The 26997-nt window shown below is 70.7% G+C and carries 25 protein-coding genes; 8 read left to right on the top strand and 17 right to left on the bottom strand.

The genetic code is table 11. The features are described 5' to 3' along the window. Position 1: 1 nt before the first annotated feature. Together BJ998_RS00565 and BJ998_RS00560 are read left to right on the top strand one after the other, a co-directional pair. Positions 2-1549: a deoxyguanosinetriphosphate triphosphohydrolase family protein gene (locus tag BJ998_RS00565; RefSeq protein WP_184857455.1), complete on the top strand. Its 1548-nt coding sequence runs from the start codon at positions 2-4 to the stop codon at positions 1547-1549. 170 nt (positions 1550-1719) lie between these two features. After that, positions 1720-4491, top strand: a complete 2772-nt coding sequence (locus BJ998_RS00560) for a S8 family serine peptidase (RefSeq protein ID WP_184868326.1) — start codon at positions 1720-1722, stop codon at positions 4489-4491. Between the two features lie 164 nt (positions 4492-4655). Here the strand turns inward: BJ998_RS00560 and BJ998_RS00555 are convergent, their stop codons facing one another. Beyond that, positions 4656-4985, bottom strand: coding sequence for a YnfA family protein (locus BJ998_RS00555; RefSeq protein ID WP_184857454.1), 330 nt, complete (start codon positions 4983-4985; stop codon positions 4656-4658). A 177-nt stretch (positions 4986-5162) separates the two neighbouring features. Continuing rightward, the gene (locus BJ998_RS00550) at positions 5163-6419 is read right to left on the bottom strand and encodes an IS701 family transposase (RefSeq protein WP_184857452.1); all 1257 of its coding nucleotides are present in this window, start codon (positions 6417-6419) and stop codon (positions 5163-5165) included. Positions 6420-6485: 66 nt separating this feature from the next. Here BJ998_RS00550 and BJ998_RS00545 point away from each other — a divergent pair, with 66 nt between their 5' ends. Next, positions 6486-6719 (top strand): DUF7878 domain-containing protein, encoded by a 234-nt coding sequence (locus BJ998_RS00545; RefSeq protein ID WP_486336084.1) that lies wholly within the window; start codon positions 6486-6488, stop codon positions 6717-6719. A 39-nt stretch (positions 6720-6758) separates the two neighbouring features. On the opposite strand, the gene BJ998_RS00540 is transcribed toward BJ998_RS00545, so the two are convergent. From BJ998_RS00540 to BJ998_RS00520, 5 genes are read right to left on the bottom strand one after another with little or no spacing between them, the layout of a single operon-like run. Further along, the gene (locus tag BJ998_RS00540; protein WP_184857447.1) at positions 6759-7574 is read right to left on the bottom strand and encodes a hypothetical protein; all 816 of its coding nucleotides are present in this window, start codon (positions 7572-7574) and stop codon (positions 6759-6761) included. Then, positions 7571-9586, bottom strand: a complete 2016-nt coding sequence (locus tag BJ998_RS00535; RefSeq protein ID WP_221337824.1) for an alpha-galactosidase — start codon at positions 9584-9586, stop codon at positions 7571-7573. The genes BJ998_RS00540 and BJ998_RS00535 overlap by 4 nt, the downstream gene beginning before the upstream one ends. A 32-nt stretch (positions 9587-9618) precedes the next feature. Continuing rightward, entirely contained in the window at positions 9619-10446 is an 828-nt protein-coding gene (locus BJ998_RS00530) for a carbohydrate ABC transporter permease (RefSeq protein WP_184857445.1), read from the bottom strand. Next, complete coding sequence (locus BJ998_RS00525; protein ID WP_184857443.1) at positions 10443-11372, bottom strand: carbohydrate ABC transporter permease; 930 nt, start codon at positions 11370-11372, stop codon at positions 10443-10445. Before BJ998_RS00525 ends, BJ998_RS00530 begins: the two co-directional genes overlap by 4 nt. A gap of 1 nt (position 11373) precedes the next feature. Further along, the gene (locus BJ998_RS00520; RefSeq protein WP_184857441.1) at positions 11374-12657 is read right to left on the bottom strand and encodes an ABC transporter substrate-binding protein; all 1284 of its coding nucleotides are present in this window, start codon (positions 12655-12657) and stop codon (positions 11374-11376) included. A 145-nt stretch (positions 12658-12802) separates the two neighbouring features. Between BJ998_RS00520 and BJ998_RS00515 the strand changes: the two genes are divergently transcribed. Then, the gene (locus tag BJ998_RS00515; RefSeq protein WP_184857439.1) at positions 12803-13501 is read left to right on the top strand and encodes a FadR/GntR family transcriptional regulator; all 699 of its coding nucleotides are present in this window, start codon (positions 12803-12805) and stop codon (positions 13499-13501) included. Positions 13502-13511: 10 nt separating this feature from the next. Here the strand turns inward: BJ998_RS00515 and BJ998_RS00510 are convergent, their stop codons facing one another. Next, positions 13512-14129, bottom strand: a complete 618-nt coding sequence (locus BJ998_RS00510) for a bifunctional 4-hydroxy-2-oxoglutarate aldolase/2-dehydro-3-deoxy-phosphogluconate aldolase (protein ID WP_184857437.1) — start codon at positions 14127-14129, stop codon at positions 13512-13514. A 25-nt stretch (positions 14130-14154) separates the two neighbouring features. Beyond that, positions 14155-15303 (bottom strand): galactonate dehydratase, encoded by a 1149-nt coding sequence (dgoD, locus tag BJ998_RS00505; protein ID WP_184857435.1) that lies wholly within the window; start codon positions 15301-15303, stop codon positions 14155-14157. Positions 15304-15391: 88 nt separating this feature from the next. Between dgoD and BJ998_RS00500 the strand changes: the two genes are divergently transcribed. After that, complete coding sequence (locus BJ998_RS00500; RefSeq protein WP_184857433.1) at positions 15392-16021, top strand: cyclase family protein; 630 nt, start codon at positions 15392-15394, stop codon at positions 16019-16021. Between the two features lie 22 nt (positions 16022-16043). On the opposite strand, the gene BJ998_RS00495 is transcribed toward BJ998_RS00500, so the two are convergent. The 3 genes from BJ998_RS00495 to BJ998_RS00485 form a co-directional block, all read right to left on the bottom strand. Next, entirely contained in the window at positions 16044-16736 is a 693-nt protein-coding gene (locus BJ998_RS00495; protein WP_184857431.1) for an SDR family NAD(P)-dependent oxidoreductase, read from the bottom strand. A 15-nt stretch (positions 16737-16751) separates the two neighbouring features. Next, on the bottom strand, positions 16752-18833 hold the full coding sequence (locus BJ998_RS00490) for a DUF8189 domain-containing protein (RefSeq protein WP_184857430.1): 2082 nt from the start codon (positions 18831-18833) through the stop codon (positions 16752-16754). 158 nt (positions 18834-18991) lie between these two features. After that, positions 18992-19975 (bottom strand): helix-turn-helix domain-containing protein, encoded by a 984-nt coding sequence (locus BJ998_RS00485; protein ID WP_184857428.1) that lies wholly within the window; start codon positions 19973-19975, stop codon positions 18992-18994. A 228-nt stretch (positions 19976-20203) separates the two neighbouring features. Between BJ998_RS00485 and BJ998_RS00480 the strand changes: the two genes are divergently transcribed. After that, a complete protein-coding gene (locus tag BJ998_RS00480) occupies positions 20204-20767 on the top strand; it encodes a hypothetical protein (RefSeq protein ID WP_312889854.1) in 564 nt (187 codons plus the stop codon). Here BJ998_RS00480 and BJ998_RS00475 read toward each other — a convergent pair. From BJ998_RS00475 to BJ998_RS00465, 3 genes are all read right to left on the bottom strand, one after another. Next, positions 20764-21513 (bottom strand): maleylpyruvate isomerase family mycothiol-dependent enzyme, encoded by a 750-nt coding sequence (locus BJ998_RS00475; protein ID WP_184857426.1) that lies wholly within the window; start codon positions 21511-21513, stop codon positions 20764-20766. The two genes, BJ998_RS00480 and BJ998_RS00475, sit on opposite strands and share 4 nt — an antisense overlap. Before the next feature lie 68 nt (positions 21514-21581). Beyond that, entirely contained in the window at positions 21582-21944 is a 363-nt protein-coding gene (locus BJ998_RS46430) for a PASTA domain-containing protein (protein ID WP_221337823.1), read from the bottom strand. A gap of 22 nt (positions 21945-21966) precedes the next feature. Beyond that, complete coding sequence (locus tag BJ998_RS00465; protein ID WP_312889853.1) at positions 21967-23232, bottom strand: cytochrome P450; 1266 nt, start codon at positions 23230-23232, stop codon at positions 21967-21969. 48 nt (positions 23233-23280) lie between these two features. Between BJ998_RS00465 and BJ998_RS00460 the strand changes: the two genes are divergently transcribed. Both BJ998_RS00460 and BJ998_RS00455 read left to right on the top strand, forming a co-directional pair. After that, positions 23281-24012, top strand: a complete 732-nt coding sequence (locus tag BJ998_RS00460; RefSeq protein ID WP_184857424.1) for an alpha/beta fold hydrolase — start codon at positions 23281-23283, stop codon at positions 24010-24012. 9 nt (positions 24013-24021) lie between these two features. Beyond that, positions 24022-24837, top strand: a complete 816-nt coding sequence (locus BJ998_RS00455; RefSeq protein WP_184857422.1) for an LLM class flavin-dependent oxidoreductase — start codon at positions 24022-24024, stop codon at positions 24835-24837. Here the strand turns inward: BJ998_RS00455 and BJ998_RS00450 are convergent. After that, entirely contained in the window at positions 24834-25817 is a 984-nt protein-coding gene (locus tag BJ998_RS00450) for a hypothetical protein (protein ID WP_184857420.1), read from the bottom strand. The genes BJ998_RS00455 and BJ998_RS00450 overlap by 4 nt on opposite strands. 167 nt (positions 25818-25984) lie before the next feature. Further along, the gene (locus BJ998_RS00445) at positions 25985-26974 is read right to left on the bottom strand and encodes a hypothetical protein (protein WP_184857418.1); all 990 of its coding nucleotides are present in this window, start codon (positions 26972-26974) and stop codon (positions 25985-25987) included. Between the last annotated feature and the right edge of the window lie 23 nt (positions 26975-26997).

Here is a 26997-nt window from a genome sequence, read left to right as displayed (position 1 = left end):
CATGCACGACCTGCGGGCGCATCGCCGATCCACCGACCACACCGCCGATCTCGCCGCCAGCCCGTTCCGGGCCGACCGGGACCGGGTGGCCAGCTCGCCGTTCTTCGCCCGGCTGGGCGGCGTGACCCAGGTGGTCAGCCCGACCGGCTCCGGCCTGCTGCTGCACAACCGGCTCACGCACAGCCTGAAGGTGGCGCAGGTGGCGCGGGCGATCGCGGAGCGGCTGACCGCCAGCAGCGACACCGCGGGTGTGCTGGACAAGCTCGGCGGCTGCGACCCGGACGTGGTGGAGGCGGCCAGCCTCGCGCACGACCTCGGCCACCCGCCGTTCGGGCACCTCGGCGAGGAGGTGCTGGACCGCATCGCGCGCAACCGGTTCGGGCTGGCCGACGGCTTCGAGGGCAACGCGCAGTCGTTCCGCATCGTGACCACGACCGACGTGCGCGGGCCGGCGGCGGTCGGCCTCGATCTGACGGTCGCGGTGCGCGCCGCGCTGCTGAAGTACCCGTGGACCCGGCTTTCCCACCCCAGCCCGCATCCCCGCACGCTCCGGATCCCGCCGCGCGGTGCGTCCGAACCACCGGAGGCCGCCGGCAGCGGTTCGGCGAAGTTCTCCGCGTACGTCACGGAACTCGACGACTTCGAGCAGTCGCGGGCGCCGTTCCACGGGCGTATCGAGGACTGGCAGCAGACGGTGGAAGCGTCCGTCATGGACACTGCCGACGACATCGCGTACGCCATCCACGACGTCGAGGACTTCCACCGGGTCGGGGTGTTGCAGCACGCGACCGTCGCGGCGGAACTGACGACATGGCTCACCGACGCGCTGGACCTGGCGGCACTGTCCAAAGCGGAGCTTGCCGGGCAGTCACGGCTGCCGGGCCGGTCGCTGGAGGCGATGCGGCGGCGGCTGCACGAGAAGGACTCCTGGGCCGTCGACGACGACGCGTTCGCGGCGGCGGTCCGTCGCGTGCGGACGGAGCTGGTGGACGGCCTGCTCGCGGTGCCGTTTGACGGCTCCGCCGAGGCGGAGCAGCGGGTCGCCGGCTTCTCCGGGCGGTGGACGACCCGGCTGGTGGACGGCGTCGACGTGCTGCTGGACCCGACGCCGAGGTCCGGTCACGTTCTGTTGGCGCCCGCGCAGTGGCACGAGGTGGCCGTGCTGAAGTTCGTGCACCGGCGGTTCGTGTTGCTGCGCCCGGACCTGGCGCTGCATCAGCGCGGCCAGGCCCGGCTGCTGACGAACCTCGTGGAGGCGCTCGACCAATGGCTGTCCGATCGGCACGAGGCGGACCGGTTGCCGCGGCGGCTGCACGATCTCGTCGAGCTGGCCGACACGGAGTACCGGTCACTCGCCCGGACGGCCCCCGAGCTGCTGGCCGGGCCGGCCGGCGACGTTCGTACTGGTCCGGACGCCGTGCGTGCGCTGGCGCGGGGACGGGCGGTGGTGGACTTCGTGGCGTCGCTGACGGACGGTCAGGCCGCCTCGATGCTGGATGCGCTGTCCGGGCGAACCGGACAGCTGTGGACAGATGCCTTTGTTTTGTAATTATCGACAAAACGTGACGATTGGCCCACTTGGGCGACACCCGCAAGGCTGCTGTGGGTGATCGTGCGGAAACTTTACGTTTGGCTCACGGCTGGTGATCACCGGCCGTGACGCCCGCGCCGCACCCCTGGGAGGGCCAGTTGCGCAGATCCGTTCGACCCCGGACAACATTGTTAGCCGCCGGGGCCGCGTGCCTCACCGCGGTGCTCGGCCTCGCCTCGCCGGCGACCGCCGCCCCGCACCCCAATCCCGGCCTCATGGCCGCCAACACCGCGGCGCAGATCGCCGCACTCCAACAGCTCAAGCAGTCCGAGTCGACGTCCGACCGCAAGGTCGACAGCCGTCTGCTCGTCGAGAACAAGCTGCGCACCGACCGCTCCGCGCGCGCCGTGCTGCCGCAGGCGCAGTCCGGCGTGAAGGTCAACGGCAACACCGTCCTCGTCGACATCCGCGCCACCAAGACCACCGACGCCCTGGTCGACGCCGTGCGCAAGGCCGGCGGCCAGGTCCGCGACGTCTCGCAGCGCGAGGCCACCGTCCGTGCCGACGTGCCGCTGTCCGCGCTGTCGACGCTGGCCACCCGCGACGACATCAAGCAGATCGAGCCCGGCAGCGACGCGATGACGTCCGCCGAGTCGTTCGGATCCGGGGCGCCCGGGCGCATCTCCAGCCAGCCCGACCCCGTCTCGAAGCAGACCCGGGACGCGCGGGTCGAGCAGGCCACCAAGGCCGCGACGATGCGGGCCACCGTGGCCGCCGCCGTGACCAGCCAGGGCGACCGGGCGCACGCCGCGGACACCGCCCGGCAGCAGAACGGGATCTCCGGCGTCGGCACCAAGCTGTGTGCGCTGTCGGACGGCGTGTCGTCGCTGGCGGCCTCGGTGGCCTCCGGCGAGCTACCGCCGGTCGACGTGCTGCCCGGCCAGGAAGGCAGCGGTGACGAGGGCACCGCGATGCTGGAGATCATGCACGACGTCGCGCCCGGCGCGGCGCTGGGCTTCGCCACCGCGTTCAACGGCGACGCCAGCTTCGCGGACAACATCCGCGCGCTGCGCAGCCAGGCGCACTGCGACGTCATCGTCGACGACGTCTTCTACTTCAACGAGGCCGCCTTCCAGGACGGCCCGATCGCCCAGGCCGTCAACGCCGTCACCGCGGACGGCGCGCTGTACTTCTCCTCCGCCGGCAACGAGGGCAACGTCGTCGACGGCACCTCGGGCCACTGGGAGGGCGACTACGTCGACTCCGGCCAGGTGATCGGCAAGTTCGCCGGCGGCGCCCACAACTTCGCCGGTTCGACCGGCGGCACCCAGATCCTCGAGCCGCTGTCGGCCGCGTCCAGCGGCGTGCCCATCACGCTGTGGTGGAACGACCCGCTGCAGGCGGCCACCGACGACTACGACCTGTACCTGATCGACTCGGCCGGCAACGTCGTGTCGTTCAGCCAGAACCTGCAGACCGGCACCCAGGACCCGTACGAGCGGGTGAACACCACCGCCGGCGGCCAGCGCCTCGCGATCGTGAAGTTCAAGGGGGACAACAAGTACCTGTCGCTGTCCGCCCTGCGTGGCCGGTTCGTCGACTCCGGCTCCCTCAAGGCGTACGTGACGCCGGGCCAGACCAGCGGCCACTCCGCGGCCAAGGACGCCTACAGCGTCGCCGCCGCGCCGGCCGCCGCCGCGTTCGGCCGGCCCCTGGAGCCCAACGACCCGGCCAACCCGGCCGGTCCGTTCCCCGGCACGTTCGGCCCCACCTCGAAGATCGAGCGGTTCAGCTCCGACGGTCCGCGCAAGATCTTCTTCAAGGCCGACGGCACCCCCGGCGCCGAGGTCCGGCAGAAGCCCGACATCACCGCCGCCGACGGCGTCGCCACTTCGGTCGCCGGCTTCTCGCCGTTCTTCGGCACCTCCGCCGCGGCGCCGCACGCCGCCGCCATCGCCGGTCTCGTCCTGTCCGGCAACCCCGGCATGTCGCCCGCCGACGTTCGGCAGGCCCTGACCGCCACCGCCGTCGACATCGCCGCACCCGGCGTCGACAACCGCACCGGTGCCGGCGTGATCCTGGCCGACAAGGTGCTCGCCTACACCGGCGCCAGCCCGCAGCCGCTCGCCGCCGCGCAGGCGCCCACCGTCAAGGGCCCCAACGGTTCCCCTTACGTGAAGCCCGGTGACACCGCCACCGTCACGCTGCCCGTCTACAACGGCGGCGACGGCACCGCGGCGTCCACCAGCGTGGTCGTCGACTCGCCCACCCCTGGCGTCACCATCGCGCCTCGGTCCAAGCGGTACGGCACCATCGAGGCCGGCCAGACCGTGATCAACTCGTTCACCCTGACCGTGCCCGCCACGCAGCAGCTCGGCGTGCCCGTGGTTCTGAATGCCAAGGTCACCTTCGCCGGCGCCCACTCGCCGACCACCCAGACCTTCCAGATCCCCGTCGGGCAGCCTTCTCCGGTGGCGCAGACCTTCGCCTTCGCCGGTGACGCCGTCGCCATCCCCGACAACAGCACCGTCGGCGCCAGCGTCTCCATCCCCGTCAGCGGTGTCGGTCGGGCTTCCAAGCTGACCTTCTCCATCGACGGCACCGCTTGCAGCACCACCGCCGGTTCCACCACTGTCGGCCTGGACCACACCTACGCCGGTGACCTGACCGGGACGCTCACCTCCCCGTCCGGCGCCACCGCCGTCCTGTTCCAGCGCCGCGGCGGCGCCGGGCACAACCTCTGCCAGGTCGTGTTCGACGACTCGGCGGCGACCGCCTTCTCCACCGTCAGCTCCGCCAACGCTCCCTTCACCGGCACCTGGAAGCCCCAGACCGCCCTCGGTTCCCTGCTGGCCGACCCGGTCGACGGCACCTGGACGTTCAAGGTCGTCGACGGCGGCCCCGTCGACACCGGCAACATCCGCGCGGTGTCCTTGCACATCAACGGTTTCGTATCCTGACGTAGTCGACTCGCGGGGGCCTTCGGACCCCCGCGAGTCCCGCTCAGTGTCACACCGAATGCGTGAAACGGTTTCATCACCGCGCCTCGCCATCGCCCTTGTCGGGCTCCGATCCCCTGGGGTCGGGGGAGGTAGCGGCTTGCTTGTCTGCTCTGTTTCTTCTCTCAGCCGCGCGGGGCGTACATGATGACGGCTACGCCGGCCAGGCAGATCAGGGCCCCGATGACGTCGAAGCGGTCGGGGCGGTAGCCGTCGGCGACCATGGCCCAGGCGAGGGAGCCGGCGACGAACACGCCGCCGTAGGCGGCGAGGATGCGGCCGAAGTGGGCGTCGGGCTGGAGGGTGGCGACGAAGCCGTAGAGGCCGAGGGCGATCACGCCGGCGCCGATGAACAGCCAGCCGCGGTGCTCGCGGATGCCCTGCCACACCAGCCAGCAGCCGCCGATCTCGGCGAGCGCGGCCAGCACGAACAACACGATCGACCGGAGCACCATGCGGTCATCCTCGCATCACCTCGGCGCCCGAAAGCAAGCCCGCGCAGGCGGGCAGCGCGAAGCAGCCACCTAGTAGGACTTTGTTAGGTCGTCATGGTGGCCGCTGATGACATGTGGGGCATCGACCTGTCCAGGTCGCGAGCAACACCTGGAGGACGTGCAGGATCTTGTAGAAAGTCAAGCCGCCCCAACAGCTTTTGGGTCGCTCAGACGCAACTCGGTCAGGAACAGGTGTGCGGTCGAGACCAGGGTGACGTGACGGTGCCACCCGATCCAGGACCGGCCCTCGAAGTGGGTCAGGCCGAGCCCGGTTTTGAGTTCGCGGTAGTCATGCTCGATGCGCCACCGGATCTTGGCCAACCGCGCCAAGGTCTTGACCGGCGTGCGCTCGGGCAGGGTGGACAGCCAATAGTCGGTCGGCTCGGACTCGCCGACCGGCCATTCGGCCAGCAACCAACACTGCGGCAGGCTGCCATCCTCGGCCCGAGGGATGTCCCGGTTGGCCGGCCGGACCCGCAGCGCGATAAACCTCGACCGCATACGCGCGGTCGGGTTGCCCGGCGTCTTCTTGCTGCCGTGGCGCCAGGTGACCTGGCGCAGCCGGCCGCGCCCGGCCGCCTGGACCAGCTCCGCCACGGTGCTGGCCTGGTCGGGGTAACCGGGCCGCGGTGGGCGTCCCCGTCCGGAGTAGGGCGCGGTGACCGGCATCGCGTCGCCGGGGTAGGCCGAGGTGCTGCCCTTGACCGCCACCACGTAGCCGATGCCCCGGTAGTCCAGTTCGAGTCGGAAGGTGGTGTTGTCGCCGTAGCCGGCGTCAGCGCACAGCAGTGGCGGGGTGTGGCCCCACTCGGCGAGTTCGTCGAGCATCTCCAAGGCCTGTTGCCACTTCGGGATGTGCCGCTGGTCCTCGCCGATGCCGCACCGACGGCGGCGGGCGGCGATCTGGGCGGCCTGGCCCGGATCGTCGGTCTTCTGGTCGTCCCAGCTCTCGGGCAGGAACAGGCGCCAGTCCAGCGGGGCCGAGCAGGTGTCGGTGACGGCGTGCACGCTGACCGCGATCTGGCAGTTGGTGATCTTGCCGGCGGTGCCGGTGTATTGGCGGGACACGCACGGTGAGGCGTCGCCGTCCTTGACGTGGCCGGTGTCATCCAGCACCCAGGCGTCCGGGGCCACCGTGGTGATGGCCCGGTCGGCCAGGCGACGGCGCACGGCGATGTGGTCCCAGGTGGAGGAGGTGATGAACTGCTGCAGCCGTTGATGGTCCACGCCGAGGCGTTCGGCCATGGGCTGCATGGACTTGCGTCGCCCGTCCAGCATCAGCCCTCGCAGGTACAGCCCGCCGTTGAGTCGCTGCTCCCGCCGCGAGAACGGCGCGAACACCTCACCGGCGAACTCCTCCAGGCGGTCACGCACAGCGTCCAACTCGGCGGGCATCACTCCAAGATCATCTCACACTCCATCCCGAAGTAACAAAGTCCTACTAGGTTCGGGGCGGATCGAATCAACTGGGGGACACGGTCCCGCGACAAGGCCGAGGTGCTCGTCCACGTCGAGGCGGACCTGGCGGTCGTCGAGTACGGGCGGCAGCTGTACGCGGAGGTGCTGTCCCCGGTGGTGGAGCTGGTGGCGGCGTTGCGGGAGTGGCAACGGAAGCGAGGAGTTTTCGAGTTCGAGTCGATGTCGCTGGCCGACCGGTGGGCCGTGCGGGTACTGCCCATGGGAGGGGGCGACTGAGCGCTGCGGACATCGTCGACGAGCGCGTGCTGGCGTGTCTCAGGTCGCGCGGATGACGGTGCGGCAGCGGTCGAGGACGGTCTGACCGGGCTGGGCGGCGATGCTGTGGTGCTCGAGCTCGGCGTAGCCGCCGTAATGGCCGTCGTCCTCGAAGACCTGGATGACGTCGCCGGTCTGCTGGTAGGGGCCGTCGCGATAGTCGCCGCCGGGGTGGACGTCGATGTGCCGCTCGATGACCAGGCCGGGCCGGGTGTAGCGCAGCAAACCCGTTGCTACCGACGAGGTGACGCCGAACTTGGTCATGTGCTGGCCGGCGAGGTCGATGGTGGCGACGCTGTCGGCGACGGCGAAGCGGGACGGATCGACGGGCGAGGACAGGTGGTCACGGAAGGAGAACTCGCCGGTGACGCCGATCTCCAGGCGACCGCCGAGGGGGACCTGGACGATGCTCCAGGCGTCGACGGCCTGTCCACTTTGGACGTGGAGGACGGTCTCGGTCTCGTACTCGGCGACGTAGCGGGTGTCGGCCCGCACGGTGATGTGCCGTTCGACGATGACGCTGGTGGGAGCGCCGGTGTTGCGGTCCCGAAGGGTGGCGGTGAGCACGAGGTCGACGCCGTCGGGACGCTCGTGCACGACATCCCAGTTGCCGGGGTCGATCTCGGCGGGCACGAGGTGCTTGGTGAGGTCGTCACGGGCGGCGCCGGCCCAGAACCAGTCCCGCTCGGGCCCGAGCCAGAGCCGGTCCCCGCCCAGGTTCCAACCGGCGGGCTGGGTCGCGACCCAGAAGGCGTCCCGGCCGCGCACCGAAGCCTGCAGGATCCGGCCGGAACCGCAGGCGAACGTGATGGTCACGACCGCTCCAACACGATCACGTCGGCGTCCACCGACTCCCAGCTGACCGGCAGCCCGGCGGACATCAGGTGGGCCCCGCCGTACGAGCCGTAGCGCGCCGCGGGGTCCAAACCGGACAGTCGGAGTCGGGTCGACCGACCGGACAGGGCGGGGGTGCCGTCCAACGGGCCGGTGTTCCAGGCCAGCACGACGACCTGGTCGGGGCCGGTGTACTGGAGGGCGAACGTGGGGTCGGTCGGCGTGCCGATCATCGTCACGGCGGCGGAGTGCAGGAACTCCCGGAGCTCCTTGTACTGCGCCACGTAGCCGGCGGCCTCCGAGCGCTGCGTGGGCGTCCACGACCGGATGTCGGCCCCGATGCCCAGGGCGCCGGCCATGGCCAGCACGAACCGGAACCGCAGCGATCGTGGTCGAGGGTCGAACAGGCCGGCGGCGTCGGTGACCCACGAGCTCATCACGTGCGGGGCGTGGGCGTGTAGGAAGCCGTACTGAATGGCGAGTCGGTCCAGCGGGCCGGTGTTGTCGCTGGGCCACACGACATCGGTACGGGCGATGGTCGCCAGCTCGACGCGGGCACCGCCGCCGGCGCAGCCCTCGATGGCGACATCGGGGTGGGCCGCCCGCAGGTGGTCGAGGATCCGCAGGTAGTTGCGGGCATGGGCGCCGTCGAGATCCAACGACTCCGGATCACCCGCGCCGGGCCGTCCCCGCTCGGTCGGCGGACGGTTCATGTCCCACTTCAGGTACCGGATCGGGTACTCGGTCAACAGACCGTCCAGAGTGGACAGCACGAAGTCGTGCACGTCCTCACGGCCGAGGTCCAGCAGCAGCTGGTTGCGGATCAGCGTCGGTGGCCGGCCGTCGAGGTGGTAGACCCAGTCGGGATGCTCGGCGTACAGACGGGACTTGGGACTGACCGCCTCCGGCTCCACCCACAGCCCGAACTCCAGGCCCAGCGCCCGGACGTCCTCGATGAACGCCCCGAAGCCGTTGGGGAACTTGGCCGGGTCGGGCGTCCAGTCGCCGAGGCCGCCGGTGTCGTCGTTCCGCCCGACGAACCAGCCGTCGTCGACCACGAACAGCTCGGCGCCGACCTCGGCCGCCACCTTCGCCAGCTCCAGCTGACCGGCGGCGTCGACGGCGAACTCCGTTGCCTCCCAGGAGTTGTACAGCACGCGACGGCCACCGGGAGACAGCTTGTGCTCGTAGGAATGCCATACCCGAGCCAGCCCGCCGAGTCCCTCCGCACTGTATGCGGCGGCGACCTGCGGCGTCTCGAACGACGCGCCGGGCTCCAGCAGCACCGCCGACTCGTGCGGCTGACGGCCGACCCGCACCCGGCAGGTCCCGCTCAGCTCGATGTCGGCGTCGATCCGCCACGAACCCGGCCACGCCAGCGAGAATCCCCAGGTCGGACCGTCGTCGAAGGCGTCCTGCACCGCGAGCCAGGGGGAGTAGCCATGCCCGGCGACGCCCTGCCGGCTGCCGATCTCGAACCGGCCGGCCGGCAGTTCGACGTGGCGGAGCTGGAACTCCTGCGCCCACCGGCCGATGAGAAACGACAGCCGCGCGTGCTCGACCGGAACGCAGAACCCGGCGGAATCGAAGCGCTCCAAGCGAATCGGCGCCGACCCGGTGTTGGTCAGCTCCGTCCACCGAAGCAACACGTCCGTGCCGGCAACGACCTCGTAGTACAGGTCGGTCCGCAGGCCGGTCAGCTCGTCGCCGAAGGTGAGGCGCAGCGAGGTGTCGGTCGAGGAGGCCGAATCGAACGACCACCACGACTCCCGCGCCGCGCCGACGGGTCCGGCCACCAGATCCGCGCCGGAGAACGGCCGCAGCCCGAACGGGGCGTACTCCACCGGCGCCCCGTCCGCCTCCGTCAGGTACGGCGTGCGACCGACGTTGACCAGCGGCGACGGCCCGTCCTCGATGCCGGCCGGGCCCCACGACAGCAGCTCGGCCCAGCGCCGGTGCTCCGGCAACCCGACCGTGTAGGTCGTGGAGGCCAACCGGAGCGTCCAGCGCTGATCCCCCCGCGAAATCACTTGACTGCCCCCAACGCGAGACCCGCCACGAAGTGCCGCTGGAACCGAAGGAACACCGCAACGGTCGGAATCGCCGCGATCACCGAGCCCGCCGCGATCACGTTCCACTGCGACACGTACTGCCCCTGCAGGCCGAGCAGCGCCGACGTGATGGGCATCTTGGAGTCGGTGCGGATCACCGTGATCGACCACAGCAGGTCGTTGAACACCCAGGTGAACGCCAGCGCGGCCAGCGACGCCAGCGCGGGCCGGGTCAGCGGCAGGATGATCCGCCAGAAGATCTGCGTCGGGGAGGCGCCGTCGATCACCGCCGCCTGTTGGATCTCGTTCGGGATCGCCCGCATGAACCCGTACAGCACGAAGGTGTAGAAGCCGAGCCCGAAGCCGATCTGCACGCCGATCAGCGCCGCCAGCGTGTCGTAGATGCCGAGCATCTCGGCCATCTTCGACACCGGAACGAGCAGGATCTGCGGCGGCAGCAGGTTGCCGGCGAGCATCACCAGCAGCACGGTCCGCCGCAACGGCAGGTCGTAGCGGCTCAGCGCGAAGGCCGAGATCGCGCCCAGCGCCAGCGTGATGATCACGGCCGGGATGGTGACGATCAGGCTGTTGACCATCGCCTGGAACTCGCCGCCGTCGACCCACGCCTGCGCGAAGTTGCCCAGCGTGAACGAGTGCGGCAGGCCGCCGACGCCGTTCGCGGCGACGTCGTCGAAGCTGCGCAGGCTGGTCACGATGACCAGCAGGATCGGCAGCAGCCACAGGATGGAGATGCCACCGGCGACCAAGTGGTAGCCGCCGGTCCTGAGGGGCCGCCGGCTCATGCGTCGGCGTCCCGGAACGCACGCACCAGGTACGTGAGGATGACCCCGAAGGCCAGCACGAAGATCACCACGGCCAGCGCCGAGGCGTAGCCGAGCCGCAGCGACTGGAACGCGGTGGAGTACATGTAGGTGCTCAGCAGTTCGGAGGAGTGGTAGGGGCCGCCGCGGGTCAGCGCCCACACGACGTCGAACGAGCGCAGCGAGTCGATGATGATCACGGACAGCACCACCGAGTTGACGCTGCTCAGCTGCGGCAACGTGATCCGGGTGAACTGCTGCCACTTGTTGGCGCCGTCCACAGTGGCCGCCTCGTACAGCGTCGGGTCGATTCCCTTGAGGCCGGCCAGGTACAGCACCATGATGTAGCCGATCTGCCGCCACAGCGCCGGCACGATCACCGCGTACAGCGAGGTGTTGGCGTCGGCCAGCCACGAGTGCTGCCAGCTGTCCAGGCCCAGCGCGCCGAGGATGGTGTTGACCAGACCGTCGGGCTGGTAGATCGCCTGCCAGATCAGTGCCGTCGCGACCAGCGAGAACACCACCGGCGTGAACAGCGCGGCCCGGTAGAAGCCGACGCCGCGGCGGTCCTTGAGCAGCAGCAGCGCCATGCCGAGGCCGCCGAGCGCGGACAGGCCGCCGAACAGCACCAGCCAGAGCACGGTGTCCAGCAACGCCCGGCCGAAGGTGGGGTCGCCGAGCAGCTCGACGTAGTTGCCGACGCCGACGACGGTGGCCGGGGAGACGCCGTCCCAGCTGGTGAAGGACAGGTAGACGCCCTGGATCGCGGGCCAGAACACCCAGAACGTCTCGACGAGCAGCGGCACCAGCACGAAGGCCAACAGCGTCGGGGACAGGGTGCGGCGCCGGCGGCGCGGCCCCGCCGCGGCGGGCGGGGCCACGGCCGGCGCCGTGAGGGTGACGGTCATGTCAGGAGGCCCAGATCTTCTTGGCGTTGGTCTGCCACTCGGTCAGGATGGAGTCGATCTGCTCCGGGTGCTGGATGAACTTGATCAGCGCCGTGTCCGCGGTCGGCTGCAGCGCGTCGCTGGAGTCCCGGTTGAAGAACTGCGTCAGGTCGGCCGCCTTGTTCAGCATGTCCTTGCCCTTGGTGATCAGGGCCGTGCCGGCGTCCTTGGCGGCCGGGTTGGCCGGCAGCGAGCTGCCCGAGGACGCCTTCAGGTACGCCTCCTGGGCCTCGACCGTGGTCAGGTACTTCAGGAAGTCCTTGGTCGGCTGGACGCGCTTGGTGCGGGAGCTGGCGAAGAAGCCGTCGGTGGGGGCCTCCTCGGCCACCGGCACCGACGGGTCGATCACCGGGAAGCGGAAGAAGCTGATGTCGTCCACGTCCTCCTTGGGCGTGGTGTCGAGCAGGAAGGTGCCGATCAGCATCAGGCCGGTGCGGCCCTGCAGCAGGTTGGTGGTGGCGTCCTGGAAGGACAGTGCCGTGCCCTTCGGGTCGAAGTACGGCAGCGCCGTCTTCCACTGGTCGAACACCTTGTGCACCTGCGGGTCGGTGAAGCTGTGCTGGCCGGCCAGCAGCTCCCGGTGGTAGTTCGCGCCGTTGATGCGGATGTTGAGGTAGTCGAACCAGCCCGAGGCCACCCAGGGCGTCGAGTTGTCCGCGCCCAGGCCGATCGGGGTGACGCCCTTCGACTTGATGGTCTCGCAGACCTGGAGGAACTCGGCCCAGGTGGTCGGCTCCTGCACGCCCCACTTGGCGAAGTTGGACTTCCGGTAGAAGCAGCCCCAGAAGTAGTAGTTGATCGGGATGAAGATCTGCTTGCCGTTGTCGGTGCTGAGCTGCTTGAGCGCGTCGCTGTAGCCGGTGACGCCGGTCCACACGTCGCTGACGTCGAGCAGCAGGCCCTTGTCGGCGTAGGAGCGGGCCACCGAGCCGGCGTACCAGGTCATCACGTCCGGCGGGTTGGACGAGGTGAGGTAGGTCGGCAGCTGGGTGCGGAAGGTCTCCGAGGCGACGGTGTTCAGGCTGGCCTGCGCGCCGCCCTTCTTGTTGAACGCGTCGATCAGCGCCTGCATGGCGGCCTTGGCCGCCGGCGCGGAGAGATTGGACTGCACGGTCACCGGGCCGGTGGCCGACCCGCCGGAGGCCGAGCTGCCGGTCGAGGTCACGCAGCCACCGAGGGCGGTGGCCGCGCCTACGGCGCCGAGTCCGGCCAGGAAATTGCGCCGGGAGAAGCCCGTGGTGGTCATCGGCGACCCCTGTCGTTCACGTGGGTTGGGAAGTGACAGTGAGGTTGCAGCGGCGAGGCGGCGGTGTCAAGATATATTACTAAATTAGTATCTCCGGTGGCGGGGCGATACTGTATGCCCTCGGCACATGAGGGGTGGAGGGGTGTTGAGCGGTTACCAGCTCAGGGGCGTGCACGGGCAGACCGTCGAGGCGCTCGCGCGGCGCATCCTGTCCGGGGAGATCCCCGAGGGGGCGACGCTCGACCTGCTCGCCCTGCGCGAGGAGCTGGACGTCAGCCTCACCGCGCTGCGCGAGGCGCTGAAGGTGCTGTCCGCCAAGGGCATCATCGACGCGCGGCAGAAGCGCGGCACCTTCGTGCGGCCCCGCAGCGGCTGGAACATGCTCGACGGCGACGTGCTGCGCTGGCGTTCCGCCGGGCCGCCCGACCCCGACCTGCTCGAACACCTCGCCGAGGTGCGGTCCATCGTGGAGCCGGCCGCCGCCAGGCTCGCCGCGCAGCGCGCCACCGAGGAGGATCTCGCCGACCTCGACGCCGCGCTGGCCCGCATGGGCGAGGCCGCCGGCAACCCCGGCAAGCTCGTCGACGCCGACCTCGACTTCCACCGCGCGCTCCTCGGCGCCACGCACAACCAGCTGGTCGTGCAGATGGAACGGGTGATCGCCAGCGGCCTGGCCATGCGCGACCAGGTCGTGCACAACGCCGATCCCGCGGACGACCCCGTGCCCAGTCACCGCAGGGTGCTCGACGCCATCCGGGAAGGCGACGCCGAGGGCGCCGAGCAGGCGATGCGGGCGCTGGTGGACAAGGCCAGCGAGGACCTCAAGCGGATCTCCGGACGCTGAGCGAAAGGTCCTATGACGACGCCAGCGTGACGAACCGGGCGGCGCGGTCGGCCAGGGCCGTCAGGTCGCCACCGGAGGCGGCGTCGCCGACCAGCGGGGAGCCGACACCGACGGCGATGGCCCCGGCGGCCAGGTAGGCCTCGGCCTCGGCGACGCCGACGCCGCCGACGGGCACGAAGGGCACGTCCGGGAACGGTTGGCGCAGCGCGGAAAGATAGGCGGGGCCGCCGGCGGAGGCGGGGAAGAGCTTGACGGCCTCGACGCCGAGGGAGAGTGCGGTTTCGACCTCGGTGGGCGTGAAGGCGCCGGCCAGGATGGGGAGGCCGGCGTCGACGCAGGCGGCGACGGACTCCGTCAGGGCGGGGCTGACGGCGAAGGTGGCGCCGGCGGCGATGGCGGCGGAGACCTGCGAGCGGGTCCGCACGGTGCCGGCGCCGAGCCAGCAGCCGTCGGGCACCTGGACGGCGGAGATGGCCTCCAGCGCCCCTGGCCCGGTCAGGGACACCTCGACCAGCCGCACCCCGGACTCGAACAGCACCCGTACGGCGTCACGGGTGTTGCCGACGCCGTCGCCGCGGACGATGCCGACCAGCCGGGTCGATCGCAGCACGTTCCCGAAAGTCACCACAGCGCAAGGCTCCTGTCCTGGTGGTTCACCACTCCGCGAGGCTTCCGTCCTCGTGCCGCCACACCGGCGACCGCCACGCGTGCCCGATCTCGGCGGCCCGGCGCACGGCGTCCTCGTCGACTTCGATGCCCAGCCCGACCCCGGTGGGTCGGGCCATCTGCCCGTCGACGAAGGCGAACGGGCTGGTGTCCAGAAGATACCCGGTCAGCTCGCTGCCGGCGTTGTAGTGCAGGTTCAGACTCTGTTCCTGGATCAGGAAGTTCGGCGTGGCGAACGCGACCTGCACGCTGGCGGCCAGCGAGATCGGCCCCAGCGGGCAGTGCGGCGCGATGCTGGCGCCGTAGATCTCGGCCAGGGCGGCGATCCGGCGCAGCTCGGAGATGCCGCCGGCGTGGGAGGGATCGGGCTGCGCGACGGCGATGCCGGCGTCCAGCACGGGCTTGAACTCCCAGCGCGAGTACAGCCGTTCCCCGGTGGCGATCGGCACCGGGGAACTGTCCACAACGGACTTGAGCACGTCGGCCGGTAACTCGGGCAGGATCGGCTCCTCGACGAACAGCGGCTGCACCTCCTCCAGGCGGGGCAGCAACCGCTTGGCCATGGCGGGGGAGACGCGGCCGTGGAAGTCGATGGCCAGCCCGCGGTCCGGCCCGAGGACGTCACGGGCCTCGTGCGCGCGGGCAAGGACGCCGTCGACGTCGGCCGGGGTGGCGATGGCGTCGATGGGCCCGCAGGCGTTCATCTTCACGGCGGTGAAGCCGCGGTCCACCTGTCCCTGAACCGCCGCGCGAATCCCATGTGGACGGTCGCCGCCGACCCAGGAGTAGACCCGGATGCGATCACGGACCGGGCCGCCGAGCAGTTCGTGCACGGGCACGCCGCGCACCTTGCCGGCGATGTCCCACAGCGCCTGGTCGTAACCGGCGAGCGCGCTGGAGAGAATCGGGCCGCCGCGGTAGAAACCGCTGCGCCGCAACACCTGCCAGTGCTCCTCGATGCGCAGCGGATCCTGGCCGCGCACCAGGTCGGCCAGCTCGTGCACGGCGGCCCGCACGGTCTCCGCGCGACCCTCCACCACCGGCTCGCCCCAGCCGATGACGCCCTCGTCCGTGCTGACCTTCAGGAACAGCCAGCGCGGCGGCACGAGGAACGTCTCGATGTCAGTGATCTTCACAAGGCCCCCGCCTCACGGATGGTCGCCGGTCGTCGCTCAGGGTACATCAAATCATTAATTATGGATACTTATTGACAGGCTTCCTACGATGACTCCCGTGCTGATCGACGTCACGCTGGCCATCAGGCCGGACATGCCGCACTGGCCGGGCAGCACCGCGCCGGTGTGCGAGTGGGAAACCCGCCTGGACCGCGGCGAGGAGTCCGACGCCAGCAAGTGGACATTGTCGGCCCACCAGGGCACGCACGTCGACGCTCCGTCGCACTTCATCCCCGGCGCGGCCGGCATCGACGACATCGGCCTGGACGTGCTGTGCGGGCCGGTCCACGTCGTCGGCATCGACGACGACAGCCCGATCCGCGCCGAGCACGTCGCCGAGATCCCGGCCGGCGCGGAGCGGATTCTGTTCCGCACCACCAACTCCACCACCGGTCGGCTCCACAAGGCGTTCGACCCCGGCTACGTCGCGGTCAGCGCCCAGGCGGCGGAAGCGCTCGTGGCCAAGGGCATCCGTCTCGTCGGCATCGACTACCTGTCGGTGGAGTGCTTCGGCGCCACCGACTTCCCGGCCCACCACACGCTGCTCGGCGCCGGCGTGCCGATCATCGAGGGCTTGGACCTCGCCGCCACCGAACCCGGCCGCTACGAGCTGACCTGCCTGCCGATCCGGCTCACCGACGCCGAAGCCGCCCCGGCCCGCGTGGTGCTGACCCGGTGAAAAGGCCAGCACCGCACGGAGTTCACGCCGAGTCCTTCTGCACGGTCCAGCCGCCGTCGACCACGAGATCCGCGCCGGTGACGAAGGACGCCTCCGCCGACAGCAGGAACGCCACCACCGACGCCACCTCCGACGGATCACCGAGCCGACGCAACGGCGTCGATTCCTGACTGCGCAACCTGTCCTCTTCGGACACTCGATCCCACGCGCCCGTGAGCACCGGCCCCGGCAGCACCGTGTTCACCCGCACCTCGGGCGCGTACTCGACGGCCAGTTGCCGCCCCAGCGACACCAGAGCGCCCTTGCTCGCGGCGTAGGCCGGATGTCCGGGCAGGCCCGCCCGCGCGTGCACCGACGACACCAGCACGATCGCGCCGCGCCGCTCCCGCAGCGACGGCAGGAACTGGTGCGCGCCGAGGTAGGCGGCGGTCAGGTTGACGTCGATCTGACGCGACCACTCGGCCGGCGTCTGCTCGTGCAGCGGCTTCACGACGACGGTGAAGGCGTTGCTCACCAACGCGTCCACCGGCCCGCCGGCCAGCCGGGACGCCTCGTCCCAGGTCGCCTGCGCGCTCACGTCGCCGCGGACGGCCACCTCGGGACCCTCGGCGATGTCCACGCCGATCACCCGGTAGCCGTCCGCGGTGAGCCGCCGGGCGGTGGCCGCGCCGATACCGGACGCGGCCCCCGTCACGACAGCACAACGGTCACTCAACAGAAACTCCTCGTGTCACAGCACGGTCTGGTGCACGTGGTCGTCCACACCGCGGACGGCCACCCACGCCGAGCCGTTGGCGCCGGCCGCGACACCGAGGGTGCCGACGATGGCGTTGCTGGCGTACTCGCCGCGGGGGAACCATCCTCCCCACGAACCGTCGGTGAAGTTGCGCTGCCACAGCGTGTAGTCACTGGCTCGGGCGAACAGGTACAGCCGGCCGGAGGTCGCCAGCAGCGTCGGGGCGGTGCTGATCACGCCGCCGAGGGCGGTCCAGCCCGTGTTCTGCTCCCACAGCCAAGCGCTGTCGTCGAAGGCCCGCACCACGATGTGCGTCCCGTTGGCGTCGGCGACCGCGCTGGGGCGACCGTAGATCGGCTTGTCGCTCGGTGAACCCAGCGACGTCCAGTTGCCGTAGCCGCCGGAGCCGCGCTGCCACACCTTGCCGTCGGCGCCGCGGGCCACCAGGGTCCACTGCGTCGGCGACGTGAAGGCGACGGTGGGGGAGTCGGTCAGGTTGCCGCCGAGCTTCACCCAGTTGCCCCAGCGCCCGTGCTCGAACGTCCGCTGGTACGCCGCGTTGTCCGTGCCGCGCACGAAGACGTCCACCCGGTCGGCGCCGGAGGCGTAGGCCGCGGGCTGGCCGACGATCTGGTCGTGGGTGGGGCCGCCGAGCTTGGCCCACTTGCCGCTGCCGACCGTGCTCTCCGCGAGCTGGCCGGACACGTCCCGCACGAAGGTGTAGGCGTGCGTGTCGTCGAACCGGACCAGGGCCGGGCTGTCGCTGGCGTTGCCGCCGAGGTCCCTGCCCGGCGTGAGGTCCGTGCCGGACAGCTTCAGCATCACGGTGCCGTGGGCCGGAACCGTGGCCGTGTACGAACCGGTGACGGTGCCCTTGTCGGCGCGGGCCCGCAGGTCACGGACCTTGACGTCGCCGCTCAGGCCGGCCTTGGCGAAGTCCACGGTCATGTCCGACGGGTCACTGCTCCGGTTCAGCAGCACGACCGCCCGGTTTCCCTTGCCGGACAACACCTTGCTGTAGACGTTGCCGCCGCCGGAGTCGGCCACCCGAACACCCTGGATCGCCAGCGGGTCCTGGTCGACGGCCAGGATCTCCGGGTTCTTCAGCGTGTCGAGCATCGACTGCGGCAGCGTGCGCGGGTCGGAGCCGATGATCAGCGGCGATGCCATCTCCGCCCACATCACGAACTGCGTGGTCGACTCCTCCTCGGTCAGCTCGGTGCCGCCGGTGGGGAAGGGACGCATCGGGATCAGGTAGTCCGGGTCGTTGTAGTGACCAGGGCTCTGCGCCTCGGGGTGCGCCGCGTTGTCGTCCATGTTGCGCAGCACGGCGGGCCACTCGCCGGGCGTCGGATTGCCGAAGGCCACGTCGGTGTCGGTGCGCCAGGAGGTCGCGTTGGTCGGACCCCAGGTGTAGGCGTAGCCGGCCTCCCGGGTCGACGGCCAGTCCGGCACGCCCCAGACGGAGGTGACCGGGTCGCACAGGTTGAGGATCATCTTGCGGCCGGTGTTGGCGACGGCCTGGGAGAACTCGTGGAACGCCACCGCCGGGTCGAGCTTCTGGGCCAGGCCGCAGAGGAAGTCGATCTTGACGGCGTCGAAGCCCCACCGGGCGAACTGGTCGGCGTCGCGCTGGTAGTAGCCGCCGCCGCTGCCGAGGCCGCAGTTCTTGCCGTCGTAGGCGCCGGCGTCGGTGTAGATACCGGCCTTCAGGCCGAGGCCGTGGATGAACGCGACCAGCGCCGGCATGCCGCCCGGCCAGCGCGCCGGGTCGACGGCCAGGTCGCCGGCGGGCGTCCGGGGCGGGTCGGCCTGCCAGCCGCCGTCCAGCCAGACGATGTCGTAGCCGGCCTTGGACAGGCCGCTCGACACCAGGAAGTTGGCGACGCTGTGCACGTTCTGCTCGGTCGGGGCGCCGAGGCCGAAGTAGGAGTTCCAGCCCATGTACGGGGTGGGGGAGATGACGCTGTCGCTCGCGTGGTGGTCGGCGTCGGCGGTCGCGACGGGCGCCGCCAGCGTGCCGATGCCGAGCGCCACCGCGCAGGCGAGCGTGAGTCTGCGTAACAAGGGGGACATCGATAGTTACCTCGTTCCTGGCGGCTGCGCTGCTGCCGGGACGAAGGGTGCCGGGGCGGGACCCGCGCTGTCAATATTTATTCGTAATTTACGAGCAGGTGGTGCCCACGAAAAAGCCCGCCGCCGGGGGCAGGCGACGGGCTCCTTCGGGATGCTCTCTAGCGGCTGGGCCAGTCCCAGCGGATGCCGAACACGCCGGGGCCGAAGCCCAGCGCGACCGAGTGCACGCCACCGGACGGGTCGAGCGTGAGGTTGCGGCGGCGGGACGGGCCCTCCTCGCCGGCCGGCACCGCGTACTGCTGGCAGCGCGCCGGCAGCCGCGACTGGTCGAACCGCACCTCGATGACGTACTCGCGGACCGGCAGCCGGAACTTGCGGCAGTAGGCGTTGCCGCTGGCCGGGTACTGCGGGCCCGGGTGGTTCAGCTGGTACTCCATGATCACCGTGTCGCCGCGCGCGAGCGTCCGGTCGAAGACCAGCTCGGCGACCATGATGCTGGACTCCTCGTCCACCGCGGTCCGGCCGACCCGACAGTTGCTCAGGTTGGTCAGCTCCGGGATCACGCCCGGGCCGGACTCGGCGTCGTAGACCAGCACCCAGCGGTCCGCGCCGTCCTGCTCCGCGCGCAGCACCTGGCGTACCCACAGCGAGCGCTGCCCACCGTCGGGAGCCACCTCGATGCGGTCGTGCTGGCTGAGCCGGCCGAGGCGGCAGTCGGACGTCGTGTCGACGCGGGACAGCAGCGTGGCCAGCCGCTCCCGCCGCGACCACAGCGCGTCGATCGGCAGCACCCTGGTCGGACGGCTGCGCCGGCCGCGCGGCCTGGGCGGGCCGAGCAGCGCCGTCAGCGAGCTCGGCGGCACGCCGAGCACGGCTTCCAGGTGGCGCAGTGCCTCGAGGGACTCCGGCCGTTCCGGCCTTCTCCGGCCGGACTGCCAGTAGCTGAGCGTGGCGACGCTGATGGTGGTGCCCCGCAGCCCGAGCCGGTGCTGGATACGGTCCAGGCTCAACCGGCTGGTCTTGATCGCGGCGCGCAAGGCGTCGGGAAACGGACCGGTGGCCAGCAGGCCGACCAGTTCGTCCCGGTCGGCTGGCACGGTGTCGACGAACGACAGGTCCGGATGACCAGCAGCGATCGTCATAGTGACTCCTCGCTGTCAACTTGTCACGCAGCAGTGACACTACTGGGTGAGCACGTGACCGTGGCACCTCTGAACGGAGGCTGTATGTACTCCTAATGGCGTAAAGTATTACTTGGAGTCGCCAGGTGTCCAGCTGTAACCGGTTCGACGGTCGCGCTTGCGTGTTGGTTCACCCTAGTGTCGGACCGCCGGCAATCCCCCAGAGGGCCGACCCGTAGGCTTGGTCGCGTGACCACACCGAGACCCGCGGGCGACCGCGTGTTCGCCGACGTGGCCACCGCAGTGCTGGGCCCCGGCGACCATCGGTTCGCCGATCTGCTCGACGTGCTGGCCCAGATGCCGGCCGGCCAGTTGGATGTGGTGCACGCCAACGACGACCTGCTGCCGCGACTGGCGCACGAGAACGGCCTCGACGCGGCGCTCGCGGCGGCGCGGCTGGCGCTGCGCCCCGGCGGCCTGTTCATCGCCGCCGTGCCCGAGCTGGACAAGCTGCGCCGCCTCCGCCCGACCGCCCCGCCGCCCCGCGTGTCCGGGCGCGGGGACCAGCGCCAGGTCACCGTGCAGCTGTGGGACTGGGCCGAGGACGGGCAGTCCTACGGCCTGGAGGTGCTGCAGCTGGCCCGCTCCGGCAGCCAGTGGGAGCTGATCCGGGCGGTGTCGACCCGGCACCAGGTGATCACCGGCGCCCAGGTCACGGCCGGGTTGACCGCCGCCGGCTTCGCCGCCGTGCAGCGGCTCACCCCGAAGGAGAGCGGCCACCCGCTGCCGCTGTGGGTGGCCGTCGCCCCCTAACCGAACGTCACGTGCTCGGACCAGAAGGCCAACAGCTCGGCGTCGCCGGTCACGCCGACCGGGACCTGACGGCGGTAGATGATCAGCAGCAGGTCGGTCAGCGGCGCCTCGACCGTGACGGCGGCCGGCTTGTCACCGCGCCCGTTCACGATGGCGTCGCCGGTGAGGTCCACGTGCCAGGCCGCGTCCGCGTCGGTGGCGCGGAAGGCCAAGGTGCGGCCGGGGCCGAGCAGGTCCCGTTTGGCCGGGTTGAACTCGAAGTGCTGCGGCAGCTGGTCCAGTTCCATCCACTCGTCGACGGCGTCGGTGACGACCTCCGGGCCGGCCACGAACTCCCGGCCGGCGGCCTGCATCGCGTCCGCCCGGTGCACCAGCGTCTCGTGGACCATCCGGCGGGCGAAGAACGACACCGGCATCGGCGCCAGCGGCGTCCACACCAGCGCGTTCGGCCCGGCGTCGCGGATCGACGCCGCCAGCCGCTTCGCCCCGTCCAGCAGCCACCCCACCGGCGGCTCACCCGAGTCGTCCCCGTTCACGTCGCGCGACGGGTCCGGCACCGGCTCCTGCGCCCGGGTGCGGGCGATCTCCTCGATCCACGCGTGCGCCTTGCCGAGGTGCCGGAGCAGCCCGCCCAGGCTCCACTCCGGGCAGGCCGGCACGCGGGCGGTCAGATCGGCGCCGGTCACGCCCTCGGCCAGCAGCTCGGTCTGGGTGACGATCTCGGCGCAGTGGCGCTCGAAGTCCATCGGTCGCGTCTCCTCCGTAGGCGTTCGTCACCCTACGGTCGGAGCCGGCGCCGCGTCCTCGACAGCCGTCACGGACATTGCTCCGCCAGCTTGACCACACCGAAGTCGATCTTCACACCGGCCTGGATCTGGGTGCCGGCGGCGATGTTCTGGCTGCACACCTTCCAGTCCCGGTCCAGGATCTGGTGCCGGCCCTTGCCGCTGACGTCGTGCGAGCCGCTGAAGAAGATCTCGTTGCCGGTCAGCTTCTGGATGGCGTCCTGCGCGTCCTGGAGGCCGGAGCCGACCAGGTTGGGCATCGCCCAGTGGTGGATGAGCGGCGATGTGGACGTGGCGGGCGGCGCACCCGGGGACGGCGTGGTCCCGATCTGACTCGGCCCGCAGCTGGTGGCCACGGCGGCCAGCGCGACACCGACGACGAACTTGAGCAAGGCACATCCTCCCCAGTCGAGGTCACCACGTGACCGGCAGGCTCTTCACTCCGTTCTGGAAACTGGACCGTAGCCGGATCGGCTCGCCGGCCGAGCGAATCTCGCCCAAACGGTCCAACACGGCCGTGAACACGGCGGTCATCTGCGCCCGGGCCAGCTGCGCGCCGAGGCAGAAGTGGGGGCCGTGGCCGAACGTGAGGTGGTCGTTGGGGGAGCGGCCGACGTCGAACGCGTGCGGGTCGGGGAACACCCGCTCGTCCCGGTTGGCCGAGGAGAACCACACGACCACCTTGTCCCCGGCGCGAATGTCCACTCCGGACAGTGTGGTGTCGGCGGTCGCGGTGCGGCGGAAGTGCATCACCGGCGTCCACCACCGCAGCATCTCGTCGATCGCCGTCGGCAGCAGCGACCGGTCGGCCAGCAGCCGCCGGTACTGGTCGGGGTGCGACATCAGGGCGATCAACCCGCCGGGGATGCCGTTGCGCAGTGTTTCGTTGCCGGCCACGGAGAACAGCCAGAACAGGTTCTCGAACTCCTCGATCGACACCCGGCCGCCGTCGTCGTCGACGTGCCGCATGAGGTTGCTCATCACGTCGTCGCCGGGCTGGGAACGCTTGTGCTCGCCGAGCGCCGTCGCGTACGCGTACAGGTCGGGCATGCCCTGCCGGGTACGCGGATCGGGCATCGCCCCGTCAGGCCCCGGCCTGGGCCGCACGGCCAGCGCCGCCCGCGCCATGTCGGTCACGCCGTCGGCGTCGACGGTGTCGATCACCGCGTACTCGGGGTCCTGGAAGCCGATCACCCGGCTGCTCCAGTCGAACATCAGCCGCCGGTCCCGCTCCGGGACGCCGAACACCTCGGCCAGCGTCAGCAGCGGCAGGTCGGCCAGCTGCCTGGCCAGATCCGCGCCGCCGTCGGGCTGCACCGCGGCCACCAGGTCGTCCGCCCATCCGGTGATCCGATCCGTCAGCCGGGCGACGGCCCGCGGCGTGAACGCCCGCGCCAGCAGCCCGCGCAGCCGGGGATGGTCCGGCGGATCCATGTTGAGCATCATTCGCCGCACGTACCGCAGGTCCTCCGGCGTCGCGGGATCGCGGATCTGCGTGCCGCCCAGGTTGGACGAGAACAGCTGCGGGTTGCGCAGCACCTGCCGCACCTCGGCGTGCCGCAGCACCGCCCAGAAATCGGCCACCCGCAGCACGGACGCTTCCGCACGCAAAGCATCGAGCAGATCGTGCGGCACTCCACGCACATAGGTCTCGGGATCGTTGATCACGGCGGCGTCCACGGCCACGACGCTAGCCCGCCGGGGCCGTGGTGGGGAAAGATCCGCACGGTGGACACGTTGAGGGTGCGAACAGGTGGAGCCGGTGGACCGACGGTGCTGCTGCTGCACGGGCTGGGCGCGACGGGCGCGGTGTGGGACGGCTTCACCGAGCGGCTCGACCGCCGCTGGATCGCCCCCGACCTGCCCGGACACGGTAGATCCGGCCGGCTGAAACGGTACTCCTTCGGCGCCATGGCCGGCGCGGTCGCCGAGCACCTGCCGGCGGGCGAGCCGGTCACCGTGATCGGCCACTCCCTCGGCGGCGTGCTCGCCGTCGCGCTGGCCAGCGGCTGGTACGGCGTCGAGGTGCGGCGCGCGGTCGCCGTCGGCGTGAAGGTGGAGTGGACCGACGACGAACTCGCCGGCGCCGCCGCGATGGCGCAGCGACCCGTGAAGGTGTTCGGCAGCAAGGAAGAGGCGGCGCAACGCTACCTCAAGGTGTCCGGTCTCGGCGGTCTGATGCCGGCGGACCCGGACGGGCTCGCCACCACCGGCGACGGCTGGCGGCTGGCGCTGGACCCGGCGACGTTCGCCGTCGGCCGGCCGGACATGCGGGGCCTGCTCGCCGCGGCCAAGTGCCCGGTGCTGATGGTGACCGGCGAGAACGACCCGATGAGCTCCCCGGAGCAGGTGCGGGCGCTGGCCGAGCACGTCGAGGTGCTGCCGGGGCTCGGCCACAACCTGCACGTCGAGGATCCGGGCACGCTGATGGACGTGATCACCCGCACCGGGGGCTGGTAGGAAGGCGGCATGACTGCCCTCGGCACCGTGTTCCGGCCCCAGTTCGCGCCCGAGCTCCTGCGCCCCATGGCGGAGACCGCAGAAGCGTGGGAGCTCGACCAGCTGTGGGTGTGGGAGGACTGCTTCTCCGAGAGCGGGATCGCCAGCGCGGCCGCCGCCCTCGCGTGGACCGAACGGGTGCGCGTCGGCATCGGGCTGCTGCCGGTGCCGCTGCGCAACGTCGCCCTCACCGGCATGGAGGTGGCGACCCTGCACCGGCTGTTCCCCGACCGGGTGATCCTCGGCGTCGGTCACGGCGTGCAGGGCTGGATGGGCCAGGTCGGAGCCCGCGTGTCGTCGCCGCTGACGTTGCTGCGGGAGTACCTCGACGCTTTGCGGGCATTGCTGCGCGGCGAGGAGGTCAGCGTCGACGGGACGTACGTGAAGCTGGACAAGGTGCGTCTGGACTGGCCGCCCTCGGACCCCGTGAAGGTGTACGCCGGCGGCATCGGGCCGAAGACCCTGCGGCTGACCGCCGAGGCCGCCGACGGCACGCTGCTCGTCGCCGACGAGACCGTCGACGGCGTCCGCCGGATCCGGGAGTTCATCGACCACGAGATCATCGCCCCCCTGCACGTCGCCACCGGCCCCGACGCGGTGGAGCGCCTGCGCCGCACCAGCCCGGACGTGGGCGTCGCCGGCGACGCCGAGACCGTCGCGGCCGCCGTCCGGGAGCTGGTCGACGCCGGCGCCGACACCGTGATCCTGCAGCCCACCGGCGACGAGCCCGATCCCGTCGGCTTCGTGCGCTTCGTCGCCGAGCAGGTGCGGCCGCTGGTTCCCTAGAAGCCGGCCATCCCGTATGCCGCGTAGCGGATCGGCGGGGCCTGGTCGACGTCGGCGCACCTGCGGTCGCGGGTGAGCGGCCACTGGGTGAGGTACCGCACCTGCCGGCCGGTGGCGCCGATGGCGCGGCGGATGCCGTCGGCGGTCCACCCGTCGTCGAAGTAGGTCTCGCCGATGATCCACGGCTGGTGGTAGCCCAGCTCGGTCATCTTCCGGTCGGCCTGGACGAACTGGGAGTACTCGTCGCCGTTCCAGGAGTCGCCGTAGAGGTGCACGTCGAACAGGTCCGGCGGGTTGTCTCCGTAGACGGCGGGCAGCTGCGTGGCGCGGTCGGCGATCCACACCGTCATGGAGAACCCGACGGTGTCGGCCTTGCCGAACGCGGCGGTGTAGTCGGACCACAGGCGCTGCGCGTACTGGCGGAGCACCGGCTCGTTGGACATCGGCATGCCCTCGTTGAGCAGGTCGATGCGGTACGGGATGCCGGCGTCGGCGACCAGCGGGTGTAGGTGGGAGATCACCGCCCAGTCCTCCTGGTACGCCGATTCGTCCATGGCGTCCCAGTTGTGCGGGTCGTCGTCGCCTTGCGGGTGGAAGGCCACCTCGATCTCCTGGAAGCCGGCGGCCTTCACCGCGGCCAGCAGTTCGGTCAGCTGCCGGCGGTCGGTGGGGGAGAGGTCGCCGGTGCTGGAGTCCATCACGGTGCCGGAGTCCGGTCCGTGCTGGTGGAAGATGCCGATGCGGAGCCGGCGCTGGCCGGCGTCGTACATCTGGCGCAGTTGCGTGGTGATCGTGTCCCGGCCCCGGTCGAAGCTGTCGACGGTGCCGTACGCCTCACGGTCGCAGCCGTTGGTGAGGTTGTAGAAGTCGTAGTTGGAGCCGCCGGCTTCCGACGCCCCGCCGCCCGGGCGGAGCGGAATCGTCACGGCGACCAGCAGGATCGCCAACGCCACGGGCAACCACTCACGCGGTCGAAGCAAGGAACGCCCCTTCACCCGTGTCGGCCTACGGGCATCAGATTGGCACACCCCCGCCGACCGCCGTCCGGCAGACACCAGCCTGCGGTCGGAACGGACCATTCCTAAACTCCGAGTTGAGGAATGGTCCGTTCCGAACACCAAGGCGTTGACTGGGAGTCGGTGAGGTGTTAGAAGCCGGCGGCGCTGAAGGCGGCGTAGGAGACCGGTGGGGCCTGGTCGACGTCGGAGCACTTCTGGGCCCGGGTCAGCGGCCACTGGGTCAGGTAGCGCACGGACCGGCCGGTGTCGGCGATGGCCCGCCGGATCCCGTCCGCCGCCGTGCCGTCGTCGAAGTAGGTCTCGCCGATGATCCACTGCTGGTGGTAGCCCAGCTCGGTCATCTTCTTGTCGGCGTCGACGAACTGGCTGTACTCGTCGCCGTTCCAGCTGTCGCCGTAGAGGTGCACGTCGAACAGGTCCGGCGGGTTGTCTCCGTAGACGGCGGGCAGCTGCGTGGCGCGGTCGGCGATCCACACCGTCATGGAGAAGCCGACGGTGTCGTCGCTGCCGAACTGCCCGGTGTAGTCGGACCACAGGCGCTGCGCGTACGAGCGCAACACGGTCTCGTTGGACATCGGCATGCCCTCGTTGAGCAGGTCGATGCGGTACGGGATGCCAGCGGCGGCGATCAGCGGGTGCAGCTTGGAGATCACGCCCCAGTCCTCCTGGTACGCCGAATCATCCATGGCATCCCAGTTGTGCGGGTCATCGGCCCCTTGCGGGTGGAAGGCCAGCTCGATCTCTTGGAACCCGGCGGATTTCACCGCCGCGAGCAGGTCGACGAGCTGTTGGCGATCGACAGGGGAGAGGTCGCCGGTGCTGGAGTCCATGACCGTGCCGGAGTCCGGTCCGTGCTGGTGGAAGATGCCGATGCGGAGCCGGCGCTGGCCGGCGTCGTACATCTGGCGCAGTTGCGTGGTGATCGTGTCCCGGCCCCGGTCGAAGCTGTCGACGGTGCCGTACGCCTCGCGGTCGCAGCCGTTGGTGAGGTTGTAGAAGTCGTAGTTGGAGCCGCCGGCCGCCAGCGGTCCGGCCGGCGCGGCCACGGCGATCGGTGTGACAAGGGTGGCAAGCAGGGTCGCAGCCGCCAGCGGCAGCCACTTGTGCGTTCGGAGCAAGGAATTCCCCTCACCGGTCGGAT

Origin of the sequence: Kutzneria kofuensis (assembly GCF_014203355.1) — a bacterium.
Classification (GTDB): Bacteria; Actinomycetota; Actinomycetes; order Mycobacteriales; family Pseudonocardiaceae; genus Kutzneria; species Kutzneria kofuensis.
Note: the sequence above shows the minus strand (reverse complement) of the source record. Positions and strands in the feature narration are given on the sequence as shown.

Excerpts from the sequence above, each read along its gene's own strand:
- BJ998_RS00520 (WP_184857441.1), bottom strand. The coding sequence starts at position 12,657 with ATGACCACCACGGGCTTCTCCCGGCGCAATTTCCTGGCCGGACTCGGC.
- BJ998_RS00525 (WP_184857443.1), bottom strand. The coding sequence starts at position 11,372 with ATGACCGTCACCCTCACGGCGCCGGCCGTGGCCCCGCCCGCCGCGGCG.
- BJ998_RS00485 (WP_184857428.1), bottom strand. The coding sequence starts at position 19,975 with ATGACGATCGCTGCTGGTCATCCGGACCTGTCGTTCGTCGACACCGTG.
- BJ998_RS00565 (WP_184857455.1), top strand. The coding sequence starts at position 2 with ATGCACGACCTGCGGGCGCATCGCCGATCCACCGACCACACCGCCGAT.
- BJ998_RS00530 (WP_184857445.1), bottom strand. The coding sequence starts at position 10,446 with ATGAGCCGGCGGCCCCTCAGGACCGGCGGCTACCACTTGGTCGCCGGT.
- BJ998_RS00455 (WP_184857422.1), top strand. The coding sequence starts at position 24,022 with ATGACTGCCCTCGGCACCGTGTTCCGGCCCCAGTTCGCGCCCGAGCTC.
- BJ998_RS00555 (WP_184857454.1), bottom strand. The coding sequence starts at position 4,985 with ATGGTGCTCCGGTCGATCGTGTTGTTCGTGCTGGCCGCGCTCGCCGAG.
- BJ998_RS00550 (WP_184857452.1), bottom strand. The coding sequence starts at position 6,419 with ATGCCCGCCGAGTTGGACGCTGTGCGTGACCGCCTGGAGGAGTTCGCC.
- BJ998_RS00500 (WP_184857433.1), top strand. The coding sequence starts at position 15,392 with ATGACTCCCGTGCTGATCGACGTCACGCTGGCCATCAGGCCGGACATG.
- BJ998_RS00475 (WP_184857426.1), bottom strand. The coding sequence starts at position 21,513 with ATGGACTTCGAGCGCCACTGCGCCGAGATCGTCACCCAGACCGAGCTG.
- BJ998_RS00490 (WP_184857430.1), bottom strand. The coding sequence starts at position 18,833 with ATGTCCCCCTTGTTACGCAGACTCACGCTCGCCTGCGCGGTGGCGCTC.